This is a genomic window from Streptomyces sp. NPDC059895, from assembly GCF_042731035.1.
GTDB lineage: Bacteria > Actinomycetota > Actinomycetes > Streptomycetales > Streptomycetaceae > Streptomyces.
Genome location: NZ_JBHWKO010000008.1, coordinates 116,849 through 133,210, shown reverse-complemented (window position 1 = coordinate 133,210; position 16,362 = coordinate 116,849). Strand labels below are relative to the sequence as shown.

The window sequence follows — 16,362 nt, the reverse complement described above, 5'->3', positions numbered from 1 at the left end:
CGCGGCGCCGTACACTGGGCGCAGCGAAAAGCGTGGATGGGGACGAGTAGCGGCGTACGCAGCCCAGAGCGACCCGGGGACGGTGGAAGCCCGGGGGCGAGCGCGACGTGAAGATCACCCCGGAGCCGCCGGAAGAACGCCTTGGACGATGGGCCCCGCCCACCGGCCGCACAGGGCCAGTAGACCCGGCATCGCGACCCCAATGAGGGGGCTCACCGGAGCGTACGGCGCACCGGAGGGCCAAGGAGGGTGGTACCGCGGGAGCGCGCCGCACACGGCGTAGACGGAAAAGAAGGCTCTCGTCCCTCCGACGGAAGGCAGAAAGTCCGCCGGAGGAAGATCGATGACGACGTACCGCCAGGTGCCCGCCCAGGTCGACCTGCCCGCCCTCGAGCACGCGGTGCTCGACTTCTGGCGCGAGCAGAAGATCTTTGCCAAGAGCCTGGAGCAGTCCGAGGGCCGCCCCGAGTGGGTGTTCTACGAGGGCCCGCCCACCGCCAACGGCATGCCGGGCGCCCACCACATCGAGGCGCGCGTCTTCAAGGACGTCTTCCCCCGCTTCCGCACCATGCGCGGCTACCACGTGGCCCGCAAGGCGGGCTGGGACTGCCACGGCCTGCCGGTGGAGCTGGCGGTCGAGAAGGAGCTCGGTTTCAGCGGCAAGCAGGACATCGAGGCGTACGGCATCGCCGAGTTCAACGCCAAGTGCCGCGAGTCGGTGACCCGCCACACCGACGCCTTCGCCGAGCTGACGACCCGCATGGGCTACTGGGTCGACCTCGACGACGCCTACCGGACCATGGACCCGGAGTACGTCGACTCGGTCTGGTGGTCGCTGAAGGAGATCTTCACCAAGGGCCTGCTGGTCCAGGACCACCGCGTCGCCCCCTGGTGCCCGCGCTGCGGCACCGGCCTCTCCGACCACGAGCTGGCCCAGGGCTACGAGACGGTCGTCGACCCGTCCGTGTACGTCCGCTTCCCCCTCACCTCCGGTCCGCTCGCCGACCGGGCCGCGCTCCTGGTGTGGACGACGACCCCCTGGACCCTCGTCTCCAACACGGCCGTCGCCGCCCACCCCGAGGTCACCTACGTCGTCGCCACCGACGGCGAGGAGCAGCTCGTCGTCGCCGAGCCGCTCGTCGCCAAGGCGCTCGGCGACGGCTGGGAGACCACCGGCGAGACCTTCACCGGCGCCGACATGGAGCGCTGGACCTACCAGCGCCCCTTCGAGCTGGTGGAGTTCCCTGCCGAGGCCCACTTCGTGGTCAACGCCGACTACGTCACCACCGAGGACGGCACGGGCCTGGTCCACCAGTCCCCCGCCTTCGGCGAGGACGACCTCAAGGTCTGCCGCTCCTACGGCCTGCCGCTGGTGAACCCGGTCCGTCAGGACGGCACCTTCGCCGAGGACGTCCCCCTGGTCGGCGGCGTCTTCTTCAAGAAGGCGGACGAAAAGCTCACCGAGGACCTCCAGCAGCGCGGCCTCCTCTTCCGGCACATCCCGTACGAGCACAGCTACCCGCACTGCTGGCGCTGCCACACCGCGCTCCTCTACTACGCGCAGCCGTCCTGGTACATCCGCACCACGGCCGTCAAGGACCGCCTCCTCCAGGAGAACGAGAAGACCAACTGGTTCCCCGAGACGGTCAAGCACGGCCGCTTCGGCGACTGGCTGAACAACAACATCGACTGGGCCCTGTCCCGCAGCCGCTACTGGGGCACCCCGCTGCCGATCTGGCGCTGCGAGGACGACCACCTCACCGTCGTCGGCTCCCGCGCCGAGCTCACCGAGCTGACCGGCACCGACCAGTCGGAGCTGGACCCGCACCGCCCGTACATCGACGCCGTCACCTTCGCCTGCCCCCAGTGCGAGAAGACGGCCACGCGCGTGCCGGAGGTCATCGACGCCTGGTACGACTCGGGATCGATGCCGTTCGCGCAGTGGGGCTACCCGTACAAGAACAAGGAACTGTTCGAGTCCCGCTACCCGGCGCAGTTCATCAGCGAGGCCATCGACCAGACCCGCGGCTGGTTCTACACGCTGATGGCGGTCGGCACGCTGGTCTTCGACAAGTCGTCGTACGAGAACGTCGTCTGCCTCGGCCACATCCTCGCCGAGGACGGCCGCAAGATGTCCAAGCACCTCGGGAACATCCTCCAGCCGATCCCGCTCATGGACCAGCACGGCGCGGACGCGGTCCGCTGGTTCATGGCGGCCGGCGGCTCCCCGTGGGCGGCCCGCCGCGTCGGCCACGGCACCATCCAGGAAGTCGTCCGCAAGACGCTCCTCACGTACTGGAACACGGTCGCCTTCCAGGCCCTGTACGCCCGTACGGCCGGCTGGGCGCCGTCCGGGGCCGACCCGGCCCCCGCCGACCGCCCGGTCCTGGACCGGTGGCTGCTGTCCGAGCTCCACGCGCTCACCGACCAGGTGACCCGGTCCCTGGAGGCCTACGACACCCAGCGCGCCGGCAAGCTGCTCTCGGCGTTCGTCGACGACCTGTCCAACTGGTACGTCCGCCGCTCCCGCCGCCGCTTCTGGCAGGGCGACAAGGCCGCGCTGCGCACCCTGCACGAGGTCGTGGAGACGGTCACCAAGCTGATGGCCCCGCTGACCCCGTTCATCACCGAGCGGGTCTGGCAGGACCTGGTGGTCCCGGTCACCCCGGGCGCCCCGGACTCCGTCCACCTGGCCGCCTGGCCGGAGACGGACCTCTCCGCCATCGACCCCGGGTTGTCACGGCAGATGGTCCTGGTCCGCCGCCTGGTCGAGCTGGGCCGCGCCACGCGCGCGGAGTCGGGGGTGAAGACCCGCCAGCCGCTGCGACGCGCCCTGATCGCGGCGACCGGGTTCGACGCCCTCTCCCCCGAGCTGCACACACAGATCACGGAGGAGCTGAACGTCGAGTCCCTGGCCTCGCTCTCCGAGGTCGGCGGCAGCCTGGTCGACACCACCGCCAAGGCCAACTTCCGGGCCCTGGGCAAGCGGTTCGGCAAGCGGGTCCAGGACGTGGCGAAGGCCGTCGCGAACGCCGACGCGGCCGCACTCTCCCTCGCCCTGCGCGACGGCACGGCGTCGATCGAGGTCGACGGTGAGACGATCACCCTCGCCCCGGACGAGGTGATCATCACGGAGACTCCGCGCGAGGGCTGGTCGGTGGCGTCCGACTCCGGCGCGACGGTCGCCCTCGACCTGGAGATCACCGAGGAGCTGCGCCGCGCCGGCCTGGCCCGTGACGCGATCCGCCTGATCCAGGAGGCCCGCAAGAACAGCGGCCTCGACGTCGCCGACCGCATCGCGCTCCGCTGGACCGCGACCGACCCGGCCACCGTCGACGCCCTGACCGGTCACACCGGACTGATCGCCGACGAGGTCCTCGCCACGGACTTCGCCCAGGGCGAGGCGGACGACACCTACGGCACCCCGTTCACGGACGAGGGCCTGACCCTGACGTTCCGCCTCCGCAAGGCGTAACCCTCCCCGACCGACGGCGGCTGTCCCCGGGCCCACCCCGGCGGACAGCCGCCGCTCCGTCCCCGGGCGGGCCACCTCGTGGAGGGAGGCACCCCCGGAACGCCGGGCCGCTCAGCCCCTCCCGCCCCCACCCCGGCACACCGCACCCGCACCCCGTCGCCACGGCACGCAACAGGGCGGGGCCCCGGATCAGTGATCCGGGGCCCCGCCCTGTTGAACGCTGCCGACGCCTAAGGCGTACTACTGGCCGTCAGTTGTCGTCCTCGTCGATCAGGAAGCCACGCATCGGCGAGGGAGCCTGGCCCATCGGCGACGGGCCCTGCGGCCGCACCGGAGCCATCGGCTGGGTCATCGCCGGGGACATCTGCTGCTGGCCGCCGTAGGACGGACCGGCCGGGCTCGGCGCGCCCATGCCCTGGTTGCCGTAGGACGGGGCGCTCGCGCCGGCCGGAGCCATGGAAGGCGCCGGGGACGGCGGGAGGGAGGCGGCGGCCGGAGTGCGCGGCGGGGCGAGGGAGTCGTCGGCCTGGGTCTCCAGCTGACGCAGCTGCGACTCCAGGTACGACTTCAGACGCGTGCGGTACTCGCGCTCGAAGCCGCGCAGGTCCTCGACCTTGCGCTCCAGCGTGGCGCGGGCGGACTCCAGGGAGCCCATCGCGACACGGTGCTTCTCCTGCGCGTCCCGCTCCAGGGCGTCGGCCTTGGCACGGGCGTCACGCTCGAGGCCCTCGGCCCGCGAACGCGCCTCGCCGACGATCTTGTTGGCCTCGGAACGGGCCTCCGCGATCGCCTGGTCGGCCGTCTGCTGGGCCAGCGACAGGACGCGGGCGGCGCTGTCGCCACCGGGTCCCTGACCGGGGCCGCCCATCGGACCGCCCATGGGGCCGCCCATCGGACCGCCCATCTGCTGCTGCATGGGGGGCTGGCCACCCATCGGCCCCTGACCCATGGGACCCTGGCCCATCGGACCGGGGCCCTGCGGACCCTGGCCGCCGGGGCCGGCAGGCAGCTGCGGGGCACCGCTCGGCAGCTGGGGCGGGCCACCCATGGGGCCACCCATCTGCTGCTGCGGCGGGCCCGATATCCCGGCGGGCACCGGTGCGCCCGGACCTCGCATGCCCTGCTGCGGCATCCCCTGCTGCTGCGGCATGCCCTGCTGCTGCGGCATGCCCTGCTGCTGGGGCATCCCCTGCTGCGGCATGCCCTGCTGCTGCGGCATGCCCTGCTGCTGCTGCGGCATGCCGCCCTGCTGCTGGTCCTGCTGCTCCGGAGGCTTGCGCATGTTCTGCTGGTTCTGGGCAGCAGCACGCGTGGCCGCGGCCAGTTTGGCGCGCAGGTCCTCGTTCTCGCGCAGGAGACGGGTCAGCTCGGCTTCGACCTCGTCGAGGAAGGCATCGACCTCGTCCTCGTCATAGCCTTCTCGGAGACGGACGGTCGTGAACTGCTTGTTCCGCACGTCCTCGGGGGTCAACGGCATCTCTTCACCTCAACGTAGTCGTCGGCATTCGGCAAGACGGTAGGTCACATCGCTCACAGCCCGCTCACGATCGAGATCAGGATGTAGACGATGATCATCAGTACGAAGAAGGACAGGTCGAGCGCCACGCCCCCGAGACGCAGCGGCGGGATCACCCGCCGCAGAAGCTTGAGCGGTGGATCGGTGACAGTGTAGGTGGCCTCCAGAACGACCACCATCGCCTTGCCGGGCTGCCATGAGCGGGCGAACTGGAAGACGTAGTCCATGACCAACCGGAAGATGAGCACGATGAGGAAGACCATCAGCGCGATGTAGACGACATCAAGGACCACGCTCATGTTCGGTGCTTCCCTCTCCCCTGCTTGCGCGCTCTTCGTGTACTGCTGTTTTCCGGTGGTGCGTCTCAGCTCTGGTTGAAGAACCCGCCCTCTGCGATGCGGGCCTTGTCCTCCGCCGTGACATCGACGTTAGCAGGAGACAACAGGAACACCTTCTGCGTCACCCGCTCGATGCTGCCGTGGAGGCCGAACACCAGACCGGCGGCGAAGTCGACAAGTCGCTTCGCGTCCGTGTCGTCCATCTCGGTCAGATTCATGATCACCGGGGTTCCCTCACGGAAGTGTTCCCCGATGGTACGGGCCTCGTTGTAGGTCCGGGGGTGGAGCGTGGTGATCCGGTACGGCTCTCGTTCCGACACGACCTTGGGCATGATCACCGGTGCGTTCTTCTCCAGGGACTGACGTTCTTGTGTGATGGATGCCACGGGCGCGATGCGCGCCGGACGCCCGGATTCCGCGGTCGGCGAAGCGACTCGGGCGACCGGTTCGCGCGGCGCGGGCGGCTGCACGATACGCACCTCTTCGTCCCTTTGGGACTGATGTACGCCGTGTGACGGATGCGACGGCTCGTGCCGCCGGTGGTCACGCTCGGGCTCCGGATCGAGCTCGGGTTCGAAGTCGTCATCGGGGTCGAAGCCCCGGCCGTCGTACCCATCGTCCTCCACGAGGCCGAGGTAGACCGCCATCTTGCGCATCGCGCCGGCCATGCTCTGAGTCCTCCGCTCTGTGGTGGATCGACTTCCGACTGCCAAGTCCCGCGATCCACGTGGCCCTTGTGCCCGCCTTTCGGCGGTAATGACCATATTTTCTGCTGTGGTCCGACTTCTTGGCGACGTTACCCGAGCCTGGGGCGGACTCCGAGTACCGCGGTGCCGACGCGCACATGTGTCGCCCCGGCTGCCACGGCCTCCTCGAGGTCCGCACTCATCCCTGCCGAGACCATGTTCGCAGCCGGATGGGCTCGGCGCAGGTCAGTCGACAAATCCATCAACCGCTCGAACGCCGCCCGTTGCCGTCCGGCATACTCCCCGGTCAGGGGTGCGACGGTCATCAGTCCGTCGAGCCGCAGTCCGGGGGAGGCGGCGACGAGTCCGGCCAACTCCTCGATGCCGCCCGGGGCGACGCCGCCCCGCTCGCCGCGCGCGCTCTCGCCCGCGTCGAGCGCGACCTGGATGAGGCAGCCGAGCTCGCGTCCGGCCCGTACGGCCTCCTTCGACAGGGCGGTCACCAGCCGGGACCGGTCGACGGACTGCACGACAGCGGCGTAATCGACCACGGAGCGCACCTTGTTGGTCTGCAACTGGCCCACGAAGTGCCAGGAAAGAGGCAGATCCGAGCAGGCCGCGGCCTTGGGCGCCGCGTCCTGGTCACGGTTCTCGGCGACGTGGCGCACGCCGAGTTCCGACAGCATCCGCACGTCCTGCGCCGGGTAGGTCTTGGTGACCACGATCAGGGTCACCTCCTCCCGCTCACGGCCGGCGGCCGCGCACGCGGCGGCGATGCGCTCCTCCACCTGCGCCAGGTTGGCGGCGAGTTCGGTCTTACGGTCCGTCATCCCTCATCAGTCCAACCAGACATAACCCGCGAGTCGCCCCGTGGCGCGGTCGCGGCGGTACGAGAAGTGGTCCTGCGACTCCCGCGTGCACACCGGCGACCGCTCCCGGTCGTGCACACCGAGCCGCTCGAGCTGCGCGTGCACCCCGGCGGTCACGTCGACCGCCGGCGTACCCCAGCTCGTCTCGGCGTACGCCGCCGGCTCGACGGCGGCCACCTCGGCGCGCATCGCCTCCGGCACCTCGTAGCACCGGCCGCAGACGGCGGGCCCGGTGCGGGCGACGATCCGCGCCGGTTCGGCGCCGAGCTCGACCATGGCCCGTACGGCGGCGGGGACGACCCCGGCGACCATGCCGGGCCGGCCCGCGTGGGCCGCGGCGGCGACCCCGGCGACCGGGTCGGCGAGCAGGACGGGGGTGCAGTCGGCGGTCAGGACGGCGAGGGCGAGACCCCGCCGGGCCGTGACGAGCGCGTCGGCCTCGGGCACGGGGCGCTCGCCCCACGGCCCGTCGGCCTCGGCCACGTCCGTGCCGTGCACCTGGTTCATCCAGACGACGGAGGCGGGGTCAAGCCCGAGGGACTTCGCGGCCAGTTCGCGGTTGGTCCGGACGGCGCCGGGGTCGTCGCCGACCGCCCCGCCCAGGTTGAGCTGCTCATACGGAGCGGCGCTCACCCCGCCCCACCGGTCGGTGAAGGCGAAGTGCGCGCCGCTCACGTGTCCGCGCTGTCCTATCACTTCAGGAAGTCCGGCACGTCCAGTTCCTCGGCCGCGCTGTCCGAGTAGGTCCGCGACGGCGGGACCGGCGGGGAGACCGGGAGCTCGGGCACCGGCTCGGGCGCCGGCTCCGGCTCCTCCTTCGGCGTGACGCTGCCGAGCGAGCCGAAGGTGGGGCGGCTCTCCGGCTGCCGTACCGGGGCGGGCTCCTCGCGGCGGGCCGTGGAGGAGGCCGTGCCGAGGACGTTGTCCCGGCGGGCCGGGGGCTGGCCGCCGTCGAAGCCGGCCGCGATCACGGTGACGCGGACCTCGTCGCCGAGGGCGTCGTCGATGACCGCGCCGAAGATGATGTTGGCCTCGGGGTGGGCGGCCTCGCTGACCAGCTGGGCGGCCTCGTTGATCTCGAACAGGCCGAGGTCGGAGCCGCCGGAGATGGAGAGCAGCACACCGCGGGCGCCGTCGATGGAGGCCTCCAGGAGCGGCGAGGAGATCGCCATCTCGGCTGCGGCCACCGCGCGGTCGTCGCCGCGGGCCGAGCCGATGCCCATGAGCGCCGAGCCGGCCTCGGACATGACCGACTTGACGTCGGCGAAGTCGAGGTTGATCAGACCCGGGGTGGTGATCAGGTCGGTGATGCCCTGGACACCGGAGAGCAGGACCTGGTCGGCCGACTTGAAGGCGTCGAGGACCGAGACCTGGCGGTCCGAGATGGACAGCAGCCGGTCGTTCGGGATGACGATGAGGGTGTCGACCTCTTCGCGGAGCTCGGCGATGCCGTCCTCGGCCTGGTTCGCGCGGCGCCGCCCCTCGAAGGTGAACGGGCGGGTGACCACGCCGATGGTGAGGGCGCCCAGGGAGCGTGCGATGTTGGCCACGACGGGCGCGCCGCCGGTGCCGGTGCCGCCGCCTTCACCGGCCGTCACGAAGACCATGTCGGCCCCCTTGAGGACCTCCTCGATCTCCTCGCGGTGGTCCTCGGCGGCCTTGCGGCCGACGGCCGGGTTGGCTCCGGCGCCGAGTCCGCGGGTGAGTTCGCGGCCGACGTCGAGCTTGACGTCGGCGTCGCTCATCAACAGCGCCTGCGCGTCGGTGTTGATGGCGATGAACTCGACGCCCTTGAGACCGACCTCGATCATCCGGTTGATGGCATTGACACCACCGCCGCCGACACCGATGACTTTGATGACTGCGAGGTAGTTCTGCGGTGCTGCCACGTCGAAGGCCTCTCGCCTCGAGTTACGGGTCGCCGTCTCGCGGTGATCCGCGCTCCGGTGACTGATGCCGAATGGGACGGTCCGTTTCGCCGACCCGAACCCTAACCCTGAAGTTTAGGGTTACCAGTGTGTCTGTTCCATGAAGTCTTCTGAACAGGACACTAAGTCGACAAGTGGCGCCCGTTCAACGAACACGCCGAACCTCCCGTTTTTCTTTTCACCCTATGTGATCAGCCAAGTCGCTGCCCAACCAGGGTGCTGGCCTGCTCTGATGTGCGTCAACTCCCCGCTGACGCGGGGGCCGTGGGCACGCTGACGTCGAACTGCCCGGCGTCCGGGGAGGCTTTCATCAGGGCGATGAGGGTACGGGCCTTCGCGGCACCCTTCTCGGCACTGCCCCACACCACCGTGCGGTCACCGCTCAACTCCAGCGAGATGTCGTCGTAGGAACGCACCTTGACGGCCCGTGTGTCCCGCGCGACGGCGGCCGGGAGCGCGCCGGCGACCTTCACCGCCTCGCGCACCAGCCGGTCCACCCCGAAGCGGCGCAGACTCGCGGCGGCCGAACCCGACGTCGAGGTTTCCACGTCGAGCAGCGGCACATCCCGGGGGGCTTCGGAAACGGTGGCGAAGCGGACGCCTTTCTTATCCACTTCCACGAACTTCTTCCCCTTTTGAACCAGCAGGACCGGCTTGCGTTCGGTCACTTTCAGGCCGATTCCATGAGGCCAGGAGCGCTCCACCTCGACCGCGTCGATCCGCGGCAGTGCCGCGCGCAGCCGCGCCTCGATCGCGCCGGTGTCGACCGAGACCAGGGGGTCCCCGACCGGGACGTCGGCGGCCTCGCGCACCTGGTGCGGCGTCAGCACGCTCGTCCCCGAGACGGAGACGTGCTCCACGCGCAGCCACCGCGAGCCGTACAACGTCCAGACGACGCCCGCCCCGACGAGTACGACGGCCACCGCGAGGATGATGATCGTACGAAGTCGGCGCGGGCCCAGCCTGCGGGCCAGGGGCGGGCCGGACGTCTCCTGCTGGCGTGCACCGCGCTCGGCGGTGGTGGGTCCGGCCACGCTCCCTGCCCTTCGCTCCCAGAGCCTTGCCCGCCGCGCCTAACGGCGTGCGGCGATCGCCTCGTACACCATGCGGACGAGCAGGTCGTCCGCGTCCCGGCGGCCGAACTCGCCTGCGGCGCGGGACATTTCGTACAGCCGGTGCGGGTCGGCGAGCACCGGCAGGACGTTCTCCCGCACCCACTCCGGGGTCAGTTCCGCGTCGTCGACCAGCAGACCGCCGCCGGCCTTCACCACCGGCTGGGCGTTGAGCCGCTGTTCGCCGTTGCCGATGGGCAGCGGGACGTAGACGGCCGGGAGTCCGACGGCGGAGAGTTCGGCGACGGTCATCGCGCCCGCGCGGCAGAGCATCATGTCGGCCGCGGCGTACGCGAGATCCATCCGGTCCACATAACTTACCGGGATGTAGGGGGGCATTCCCGGCATCTGCTGGACCTGCGGCAGTTCGTTCTTCGGGCCGACCGCGTGCAGGATCTGGATGCCGGCCTGCTGGAGCCACGGGGCGACCTGCTGGACGACCTCGTTGAGGCGGCGGGCGCCCTGGGAGCCGCCGGAGACGAGCAGCGTCGGCAGGTTCGGGTCGAGGCCGAACATCGCGCGGGCCTCGGGGCGCACGGCGGCGCGGTCCAGGGTGGCGATGGAGCGGCGCAGCGGGATGCCGATGTACCGCGCGTTGCGGAGCTTGCTGTCCGGGGTGGAGACCGCGACCTGGGCGGCGTACCGGGAGCCGATCTTGTTGGCCAGGCCGGGGCGGGCGTTGGCCTCGTGGATGACGATCGGCACCCCCAGGCGCTTGGCGGCGAGGTAGCCGGGCAGGGCCACGTACCCGCCGAAGCCGACGACGGCGTCCGCCTTGGTGCGCTCCAGGATCTGCTCGGTCGCCTTGATCGTGCCGCGCAGCCGGCCCGGGACGGTGATCAGCTCCGGCGTGGGCTTGCGCGGCAGGGGCACCGCGGGGATCAGCGCGAGCTCGTAGCCCCGCTGGGGAACGAGCGTGGTCTCCAGGCCGCGCTCGGTGCCCAGGGCCGTGATGCCCACGGTCGGGTCCTGCCTGCGCAGGGCGTCCGCGAGGGCGAGCGCGGGCTCGATGTGGCCGGCGGTCCCCCCACCAGCGAGTACGACATGCACCGAAATTCACCGCTCTCCGGACGAACGCGCCGCCGAGGCACGCCGTCGCATCGTGTTCCATCTCCGGGGCCCCGTGAGACCCCCGGCCCCCCGCTTTCTACCAAAGCGGGGATGCCGCATCGCAAGCGCCGCCCGCGCAGCGGGCTCGTCGCGCGCGAACGCGATCAGCAGCCCGATGGCGAACATGGTCGGCAGCAGGGCGGAGCCCCCGTAGGAGAACAGCGGGAGGGGGACACCGGCGATCGGCAGCAGGCCGAGCACCGCACCGATGTTGATCACGGCCTGCGCCGTGATCCAGGTGGTCACACCTCCCGCGGCATACCTCACGAAGGGGTCCTCCGTGCGTCCGGCCACGCGGATACCCGCATAGCCTAGAGCCGCGAACAGGGCGAGTACCGACAGCGTCCCCGCGAGGCCCAGTTCCTCACCGGTGACGGCGAAGATGAAGTCGGTGTGTGCTTCGGGGAGTTGGCCCCATTTCTCCACGCTCGCACCGAGCCCGGAACCGAAGATCCCGCCGGAGGCGAGGGCGTAGATGCCGTGCACGGCCTGCCAGCAGTCGACGGGGCCGGACTGGGGTTCGGTGGCGCCGAGGCACTGCAGCCGGGCCATGCGGTTCGGGCTGGTCTTGATGAGGATCACACCGATCGCGGCGGCGATCGACAGCACGCCCACGAAGAGCCGGGTGGGGGCGCCCGCCAGCCACAGCAGGCCGAACAGGATCGCCGTCAGGATGATCGCCGTCCCCATGTCGCCGCCGAGCATGATCAGCCCCAGCAGCATGAACGCGACCGGCACGAGCGGCACCAGCATGTGCTTCCACTGCGCCAGCAGCTTCCTGTCCTGCTTGCGGGCGAGCAGGTCGGCACCCCACAGGACCAGTGCGAGCTTGCCGAACTCGCTGGGCTGGATCTGGAACGAGCCGCCGAGCGAGATCCAGTTCTGGTTGCCGTTGACCGCCCTCCCTATCCCCGGCACCTGCACCAGCACCATCAGGCAGACGGCGCCGGCGAGGATCGGGTAGGCCAGCGCCCGGTGCAGCTTGGCCGGCATCCGGGAGGCGACCAGCAGCAGCACCCCGCCGATGGCGGCCGCCAGGAACTGCTTGCGGAAGAAGAACGAGCCCGGCAGCGACATCTGCAAGGCGGTGATCTGCGAGGCCGAGTAGACCATCACCAGGCCCAGCACGGTGATCAGCAGACTGCCGCCGAGGATCAGGTAGTACGCGGTCAGCGGCCGGTCCCAGGCCTTGCGCGCCCGGGTGGCGAACCGCAGCACGGGGTTGTCGCGCGGGGGCCGGGCGGCGGGCCGCCGCGCGGCCCGCTGAACGGGCGGCCGGCCGCCGGTTCGGCTACCGGGCATCGGCGCTCACCGCCCCGCCGCCCGGCACGGCGCCGTGACCGGCGGTGCACCGCCGACGAGAACCCAGCCACATCCGAGTCACGCGTCCCTCCAAGGGTCCCGGAGCAACCGCCGCGGCCGGAACCCGCCGTCAGGCGCCCGCGCCGAGTCCGCGGACCGCTTCCGCGAACGCGTCACCGCGCTGGTTGTAGTTGGCGAACATGTCCATGGAGGCGCAGGCCGGGGCGAGCAGCACCGTGTCGCCTTCGACGGCGAGGCGCCGGGCCTCCTGGACAGCCGCGAGCATCGCCCCAGTGTCGGCCCGGTCGAGGTCGACGACGGGTACTTCCGGGGCGTGTCGCGCGAGGGCGTCGCGGATCAGCGCCCGATCGGCACCGATGAGGACGACCCCGCGCAGCCGCCCGGCGGACCGGGCGACCAGCTCGTCGAAGGCCGCGCCCTTGGCGAGTCCGCCCGCGATCCACACGATCGACCCGTACGCCGCCAACGAGGCTTCCGCCGCGTGGGTGTTGGTGGCCTTGGAGTCGTCGACGTAGGCGACGCCGTCCACGTCCGCCACGTGGGCGATGCGGTGGGCGTCCGGGGTGAAGGCCCGCAGGCCGTCCCGTACGGCCCTGGCGGGCACCCCGAAGGCGCGCGCGAGGGCCGCCGCGGCAAGGGCGTTGGCGATGTTGTGCGGGGCCGGCGGGTTCACGTCGGAGATCTCGGCGAGTTCCTGGGCGTTCTCCTGCCGGTTCTCGACGAAGGCGCGGTCGACCAGGATGCCGTCCACGACGCCGAGTTGGGACGGTCCGGGCGTGCCGAGCGTGAACCCGACGGCGCGGCAGCCCTCCTCGACGTCCGCCTCGCGCACCAGGTCCTCGGTGGCCTTGTCGGCGACGTTGTAGACGCAGGCGATCCGGTTGCCCTCGTAGACGCGGCCCTTGTCCTTGGCGTACGCCTCCATGGAGCCGTGCCAGTCGAGGTGGTCGGGGGCGAGGTTGAGGACGACGGCCGAGTGGGCGCGCAGGGAGGGCGCCCAGTGCAGCTGGTAGCTGGAGAGCTCCACGGCGAGGACGTCGTACTCCTCCTCGCCGAGGACCGCCTCCAGCAGCGAGACGCCGATGTTGCCGACGGCCGCCGTGCGCAGGCCCGCCGCCCGGAGGATGGAGGCGAGCATCTGGACGGTGGTGGTCTTGCCGTTGGTGCCGGTGACGGCGAGCCAGGGGGCCGCGTCCGGGCCGCGCAGGCGCCAGGCGAGTTCGACGTCGCCCCAGACCGGCACCCCGGCCTCGTGCGCCGCCGTGAAGAGCGGCTTGTCCGGCTTCCAGCCGGGGGCGGTGACGATCAGCTCGGTGCCCTCGGGCAGGGTCGCCCCGTCGCCGAGGCGCACGGTGACGCCGAGCGACTCCAGTTCGGCCGCCTGGGCACGCGCGCGTGCGTCGTCGCCGTCGTTGACGACGGTGACCCGCGCGCCGAGCCCGTGCAGCACCTTGGCCGCCGGGACGCCGGAGACGCCCAGCCCGGCGACGGTGACGTGCTTCCCCTGCCAGTCGGTCACTTTTCTGCTGCCCATCCCGCGTAGAAGAGACCCAGTCCGACGATGACGCAGATGCCCTGGATGATCCAGAAGCGGACCACGACGAGGACTTCGGACCAGCCCTTGAGTTCGAAGTGGTGCTGGAGCGGTGCCATGCGGAAGACGCGCTTGCCGGTCAGGCGGAACGAGCCGACCTGGATGACCACCGACATGGTGATGAGGACGAACAGGCCGCCCAGGATGGCGAGCAGCAGCTCGGTGCGGGAGCAGATCGCCAGGCCCGCGAGGACACCGCCGAGCGCCAGCGAACCGGTGTCGCCCATGAAGATCTTGGCCGGCGAGGTGTTCCACCACAGGAAGCCCAGGCAGGCGCCCATCAGCGCGGAGGAGACGACCGCGAGGTCCAGCGGGTCGCGCACCTCGAAGCACGCGTTGGGGTTGGTCAGGGTCTCGCCGTTGGCGCAGGACTCCTGGAACTGCCAGACGCCGATGAACGTGTAGGCGCCGAAGACGAGCACGGAGGCGCCGGTGGCGAGGCCGTCCAGACCGTCGGTGAGGTTCACGCCGTTGGACATGGCGAGGATCATGAACAGCGCCCAGACGACGAACAGCACCGGGCCGATCGTCCAGCCGAAGTCCGTGATGAACGACAGCTTGGTGGAGGCGGGGGTGATGTCGCGGGCGTCGGCGAACTGGAGCGAGAGCACTGCGAAGGCGATGCCGACGATCAGCTGGCCGGCCATCTTCGCCTTGGCCCGCAGACCCAGCGAGCGCCGCTTGACGATCTTGATGTAGTCGTCGAGGAAGCCGACCAGGCCCATGCCGACCATCAGGCCGAGCACCAGCAGACCCGAGTACGTGGGCGTCTGGCCGGTGATGACCTTGGACAGGAAGTACGCGGCCACGGTCGCCAGGATGAAGGCGATACCGCCCATGGTCGGCGTACCGCGCTTGCTGGCGTGCTCGCGCGGGCCGTCGTCACGGATGTACTGGCCGTATCCCTTGCGCGCGAGCAGCTTGATCAGCAGTGGCGTGCCGACCAGGGTCAGGAAGAGACCGATGACACCCGAGAACAGGATCTGCTTCATCATCGGGCAGCGACCTCACCCTCGGCACCGGTCGCGAGCAGCGCCTGCGCGACGCTCTCGAGGCCGACCGAACGGGACGCCTTCACGAGTACGACGTCTCCCGGGCGCAACTCGCTGCGCAACAGGTCGACCGCCGCCTGTGCGTCGGACACGTGCACCGACTCCTCACCCCACGAACCCTCGTTATATGCGCCCAGTTGCAGCCAGGCGGCTTCCCTGCCCCCGACCGCGACGAGCTTGCTGACGTTGAGCCGGACGGCAAGCCGTCCGACCGCGTCGTGCTCGGCGAGCGCCTCGTCCCCGAGCTCGGCCATCTTGCCGAGCACCGCCCACGTACGGCGCCCCGTGCCCATGGCCGCCAGCGCACGCAGGGCGGCCTTCATCGACTCGGGGTTCGCGTTGTAGGCGTCGTTGACGATCGTCACGCCGTCCGGGCGCTCGGTGACCTCCATCCGCCAGCGGGAGAGGGAGCCCGCCTCGGAGAGCGCGGTGGCGATCTCTTCCGCGGACATGCCCAGCTCATGGGCGACGGCGGCCGCGGCGAGCGCGTTCGACACGTGGTGCTCACCGTACAGGCGCATGGTCACATCGCTTGCACCGGAGGGTGTGTGAAGCCTGAAGCAGGGCTGTCCGCTGTCCGTGAGTCGTACGTTCTCGGCGCGTACGTCCGCTTCGTCGGACTCCCCGAACAGGATGATCCGCGCGGCCGTGCGGGAGGCCATGGCCCGGACCAGGGGGTCGTCCGCGTTGAGGACGGCGACGCCGCCGTCGCCCGCCGCGGGCAGGGACTCGACCAGTTCGCCCTTCGCCTGCGCGATCCGCTCGCGGCCGCCGAACTCGCCGATGTGGGCGCTGCCGACGTTGAGCACGAGCCCGATCCTCGGGGGCGTCAGGCCGGTGAGGTAGCGGATGTGGCCGATGCCGCGGGCGCCCATCTCCAGCACGAGGAACTTCGTCTCCTCGGTGGCGGACAGGGCGGTCAGCGGCAGCCCGATCTCGTTGTTGAGCGAGCCGGGCGTCCACACCGTCGGCGCCTTGCGCTGGAGCACCTGCGCGATGAGGTCCTTGGTGCTGGTCTTGCCGGCCGAGCCGGTGAGGGCGACGAGCGTCGTGCCGAGCGTGCGCACGACGTGCCGGGCGAGGGCGCCGAGCGCCGCCTGGACGTCGTCCACGACGATCGCGGGCACGCCGACGGGGCGCGAGGCCAGTACGGCCGCCGCGCCCGCCTCCACGACCGCGCGGGCGAAGTCGTGGCCGTCCACGCGTTCGCCGGCGAAGGCGACGAAGAGGCTGCCGGGCTCCACCTCGCGGGAGTCCCGGACGACCGGCCCGGTGACTCGCGCGGTCGGATCCGGTATGTCGTGCGTCTGCCCGCCGACGACTGCTGCGATCTCGGCGAGGGAGAGGGCGATCACAAGT

The 16,362-nt window shown here is 70.9% G+C and carries 13 protein-coding genes; 1 reads left to right on the top strand and 12 read right to left on the bottom strand.

Annotated features, from left to right (window positions below):
• Window positions 1-343 precede the first annotated feature (343 nt).
• The gene (gene ileS, locus ACFV9M_RS12405; protein WP_385064183.1) at window positions 344-3,475 is read left to right on the top strand and encodes an isoleucine--tRNA ligase; all 3,132 of its coding nucleotides are present in this window, start codon (window positions 344-346) and stop codon (window positions 3,473-3,475) included.
• A 250-nt stretch (window positions 3,476-3,725) separates the two neighbouring features.
• Here ileS and ACFV9M_RS12400 read toward each other — a convergent pair whose 3' ends face one another.
• From ACFV9M_RS12400 to murF, 12 genes are all read right to left on the bottom strand, one after another.
• Window positions 3,726-4,952 (bottom strand): DivIVA domain-containing protein, encoded by a 1,227-nt coding sequence (locus tag ACFV9M_RS12400; RefSeq protein WP_385078404.1) that lies wholly within the window; start codon window positions 4,950-4,952, stop codon window positions 3,726-3,728.
• Between the two features lie 53 nt (window positions 4,953-5,005).
• Entirely contained in the window at window positions 5,006-5,290 is a 285-nt protein-coding gene (locus ACFV9M_RS12395) for a YggT family protein (RefSeq protein WP_130437221.1), read from the bottom strand.
• Window positions 5,291-5,355: 65 nt separating this feature from the next.
• Window positions 5,356-5,997 (bottom strand): cell division protein SepF, encoded by a 642-nt coding sequence (locus ACFV9M_RS12390; RefSeq protein ID WP_385078408.1) that lies wholly within the window; start codon window positions 5,995-5,997, stop codon window positions 5,356-5,358.
• Window positions 5,998-6,125: 128 nt separating this feature from the next.
• On the bottom strand, window positions 6,126-6,845 hold the full coding sequence (locus tag ACFV9M_RS12385) for a YggS family pyridoxal phosphate-dependent enzyme (RefSeq protein WP_385078411.1): 720 nt from the start codon (window positions 6,843-6,845) through the stop codon (window positions 6,126-6,128).
• Between the two features lie 6 nt (window positions 6,846-6,851).
• Window positions 6,852-7,580, bottom strand: a complete 729-nt coding sequence (gene pgeF, locus ACFV9M_RS12380; protein ID WP_385078414.1) for a peptidoglycan editing factor PgeF — start codon at window positions 7,578-7,580, stop codon at window positions 6,852-6,854.
• Window positions 7,577-8,773, bottom strand: a complete 1,197-nt coding sequence (gene ftsZ / locus ACFV9M_RS12375; protein WP_385078417.1) for a cell division protein FtsZ — start codon at window positions 8,771-8,773, stop codon at window positions 7,577-7,579. The genes pgeF and ftsZ overlap by 4 nt, the downstream gene beginning before the upstream one ends.
• Before the next feature lie 278 nt (window positions 8,774-9,051).
• Window positions 9,052-9,846, bottom strand: coding sequence for a cell division protein FtsQ/DivIB (locus ACFV9M_RS12370; protein WP_385078419.1), 795 nt, complete (start codon window positions 9,844-9,846; stop codon window positions 9,052-9,054).
• Between the two features lie 39 nt (window positions 9,847-9,885).
• Window positions 9,886-10,974: an undecaprenyldiphospho-muramoylpentapeptide beta-N-acetylglucosaminyltransferase gene (gene murG / locus ACFV9M_RS12365; RefSeq protein WP_385078420.1), complete on the bottom strand. Its 1,089-nt coding sequence runs from the start codon at window positions 10,972-10,974 to the stop codon at window positions 9,886-9,888.
• Between the two features lie 6 nt (window positions 10,975-10,980).
• On the bottom strand, window positions 10,981-12,336 hold the full coding sequence (ftsW, locus tag ACFV9M_RS12360; protein WP_385078421.1) for a putative lipid II flippase FtsW: 1,356 nt from the start codon (window positions 12,334-12,336) through the stop codon (window positions 10,981-10,983).
• 130 nt (window positions 12,337-12,466) lie between these two features.
• Complete coding sequence (gene murD, locus ACFV9M_RS12355; RefSeq protein ID WP_385078424.1) at window positions 12,467-13,891, bottom strand: UDP-N-acetylmuramoyl-L-alanine--D-glutamate ligase; 1,425 nt, start codon at window positions 13,889-13,891, stop codon at window positions 12,467-12,469.
• Window positions 13,873-14,946, bottom strand: a complete 1,074-nt coding sequence (gene mraY / locus ACFV9M_RS12350; protein ID WP_385078426.1) for a phospho-N-acetylmuramoyl-pentapeptide-transferase — start codon at window positions 14,944-14,946, stop codon at window positions 13,873-13,875. Before mraY ends, murD begins: the two co-directional genes overlap by 19 nt.
• A complete protein-coding gene (gene murF, locus ACFV9M_RS12345; protein ID WP_385078429.1) occupies window positions 14,943-16,358 on the bottom strand; it encodes a UDP-N-acetylmuramoyl-tripeptide--D-alanyl-D-alanine ligase in 1,416 nt (471 codons plus the stop codon). The genes mraY and murF overlap by 4 nt, the downstream gene beginning before the upstream one ends.
• Between the last annotated feature and the right edge of the window lie 4 nt (window positions 16,359-16,362).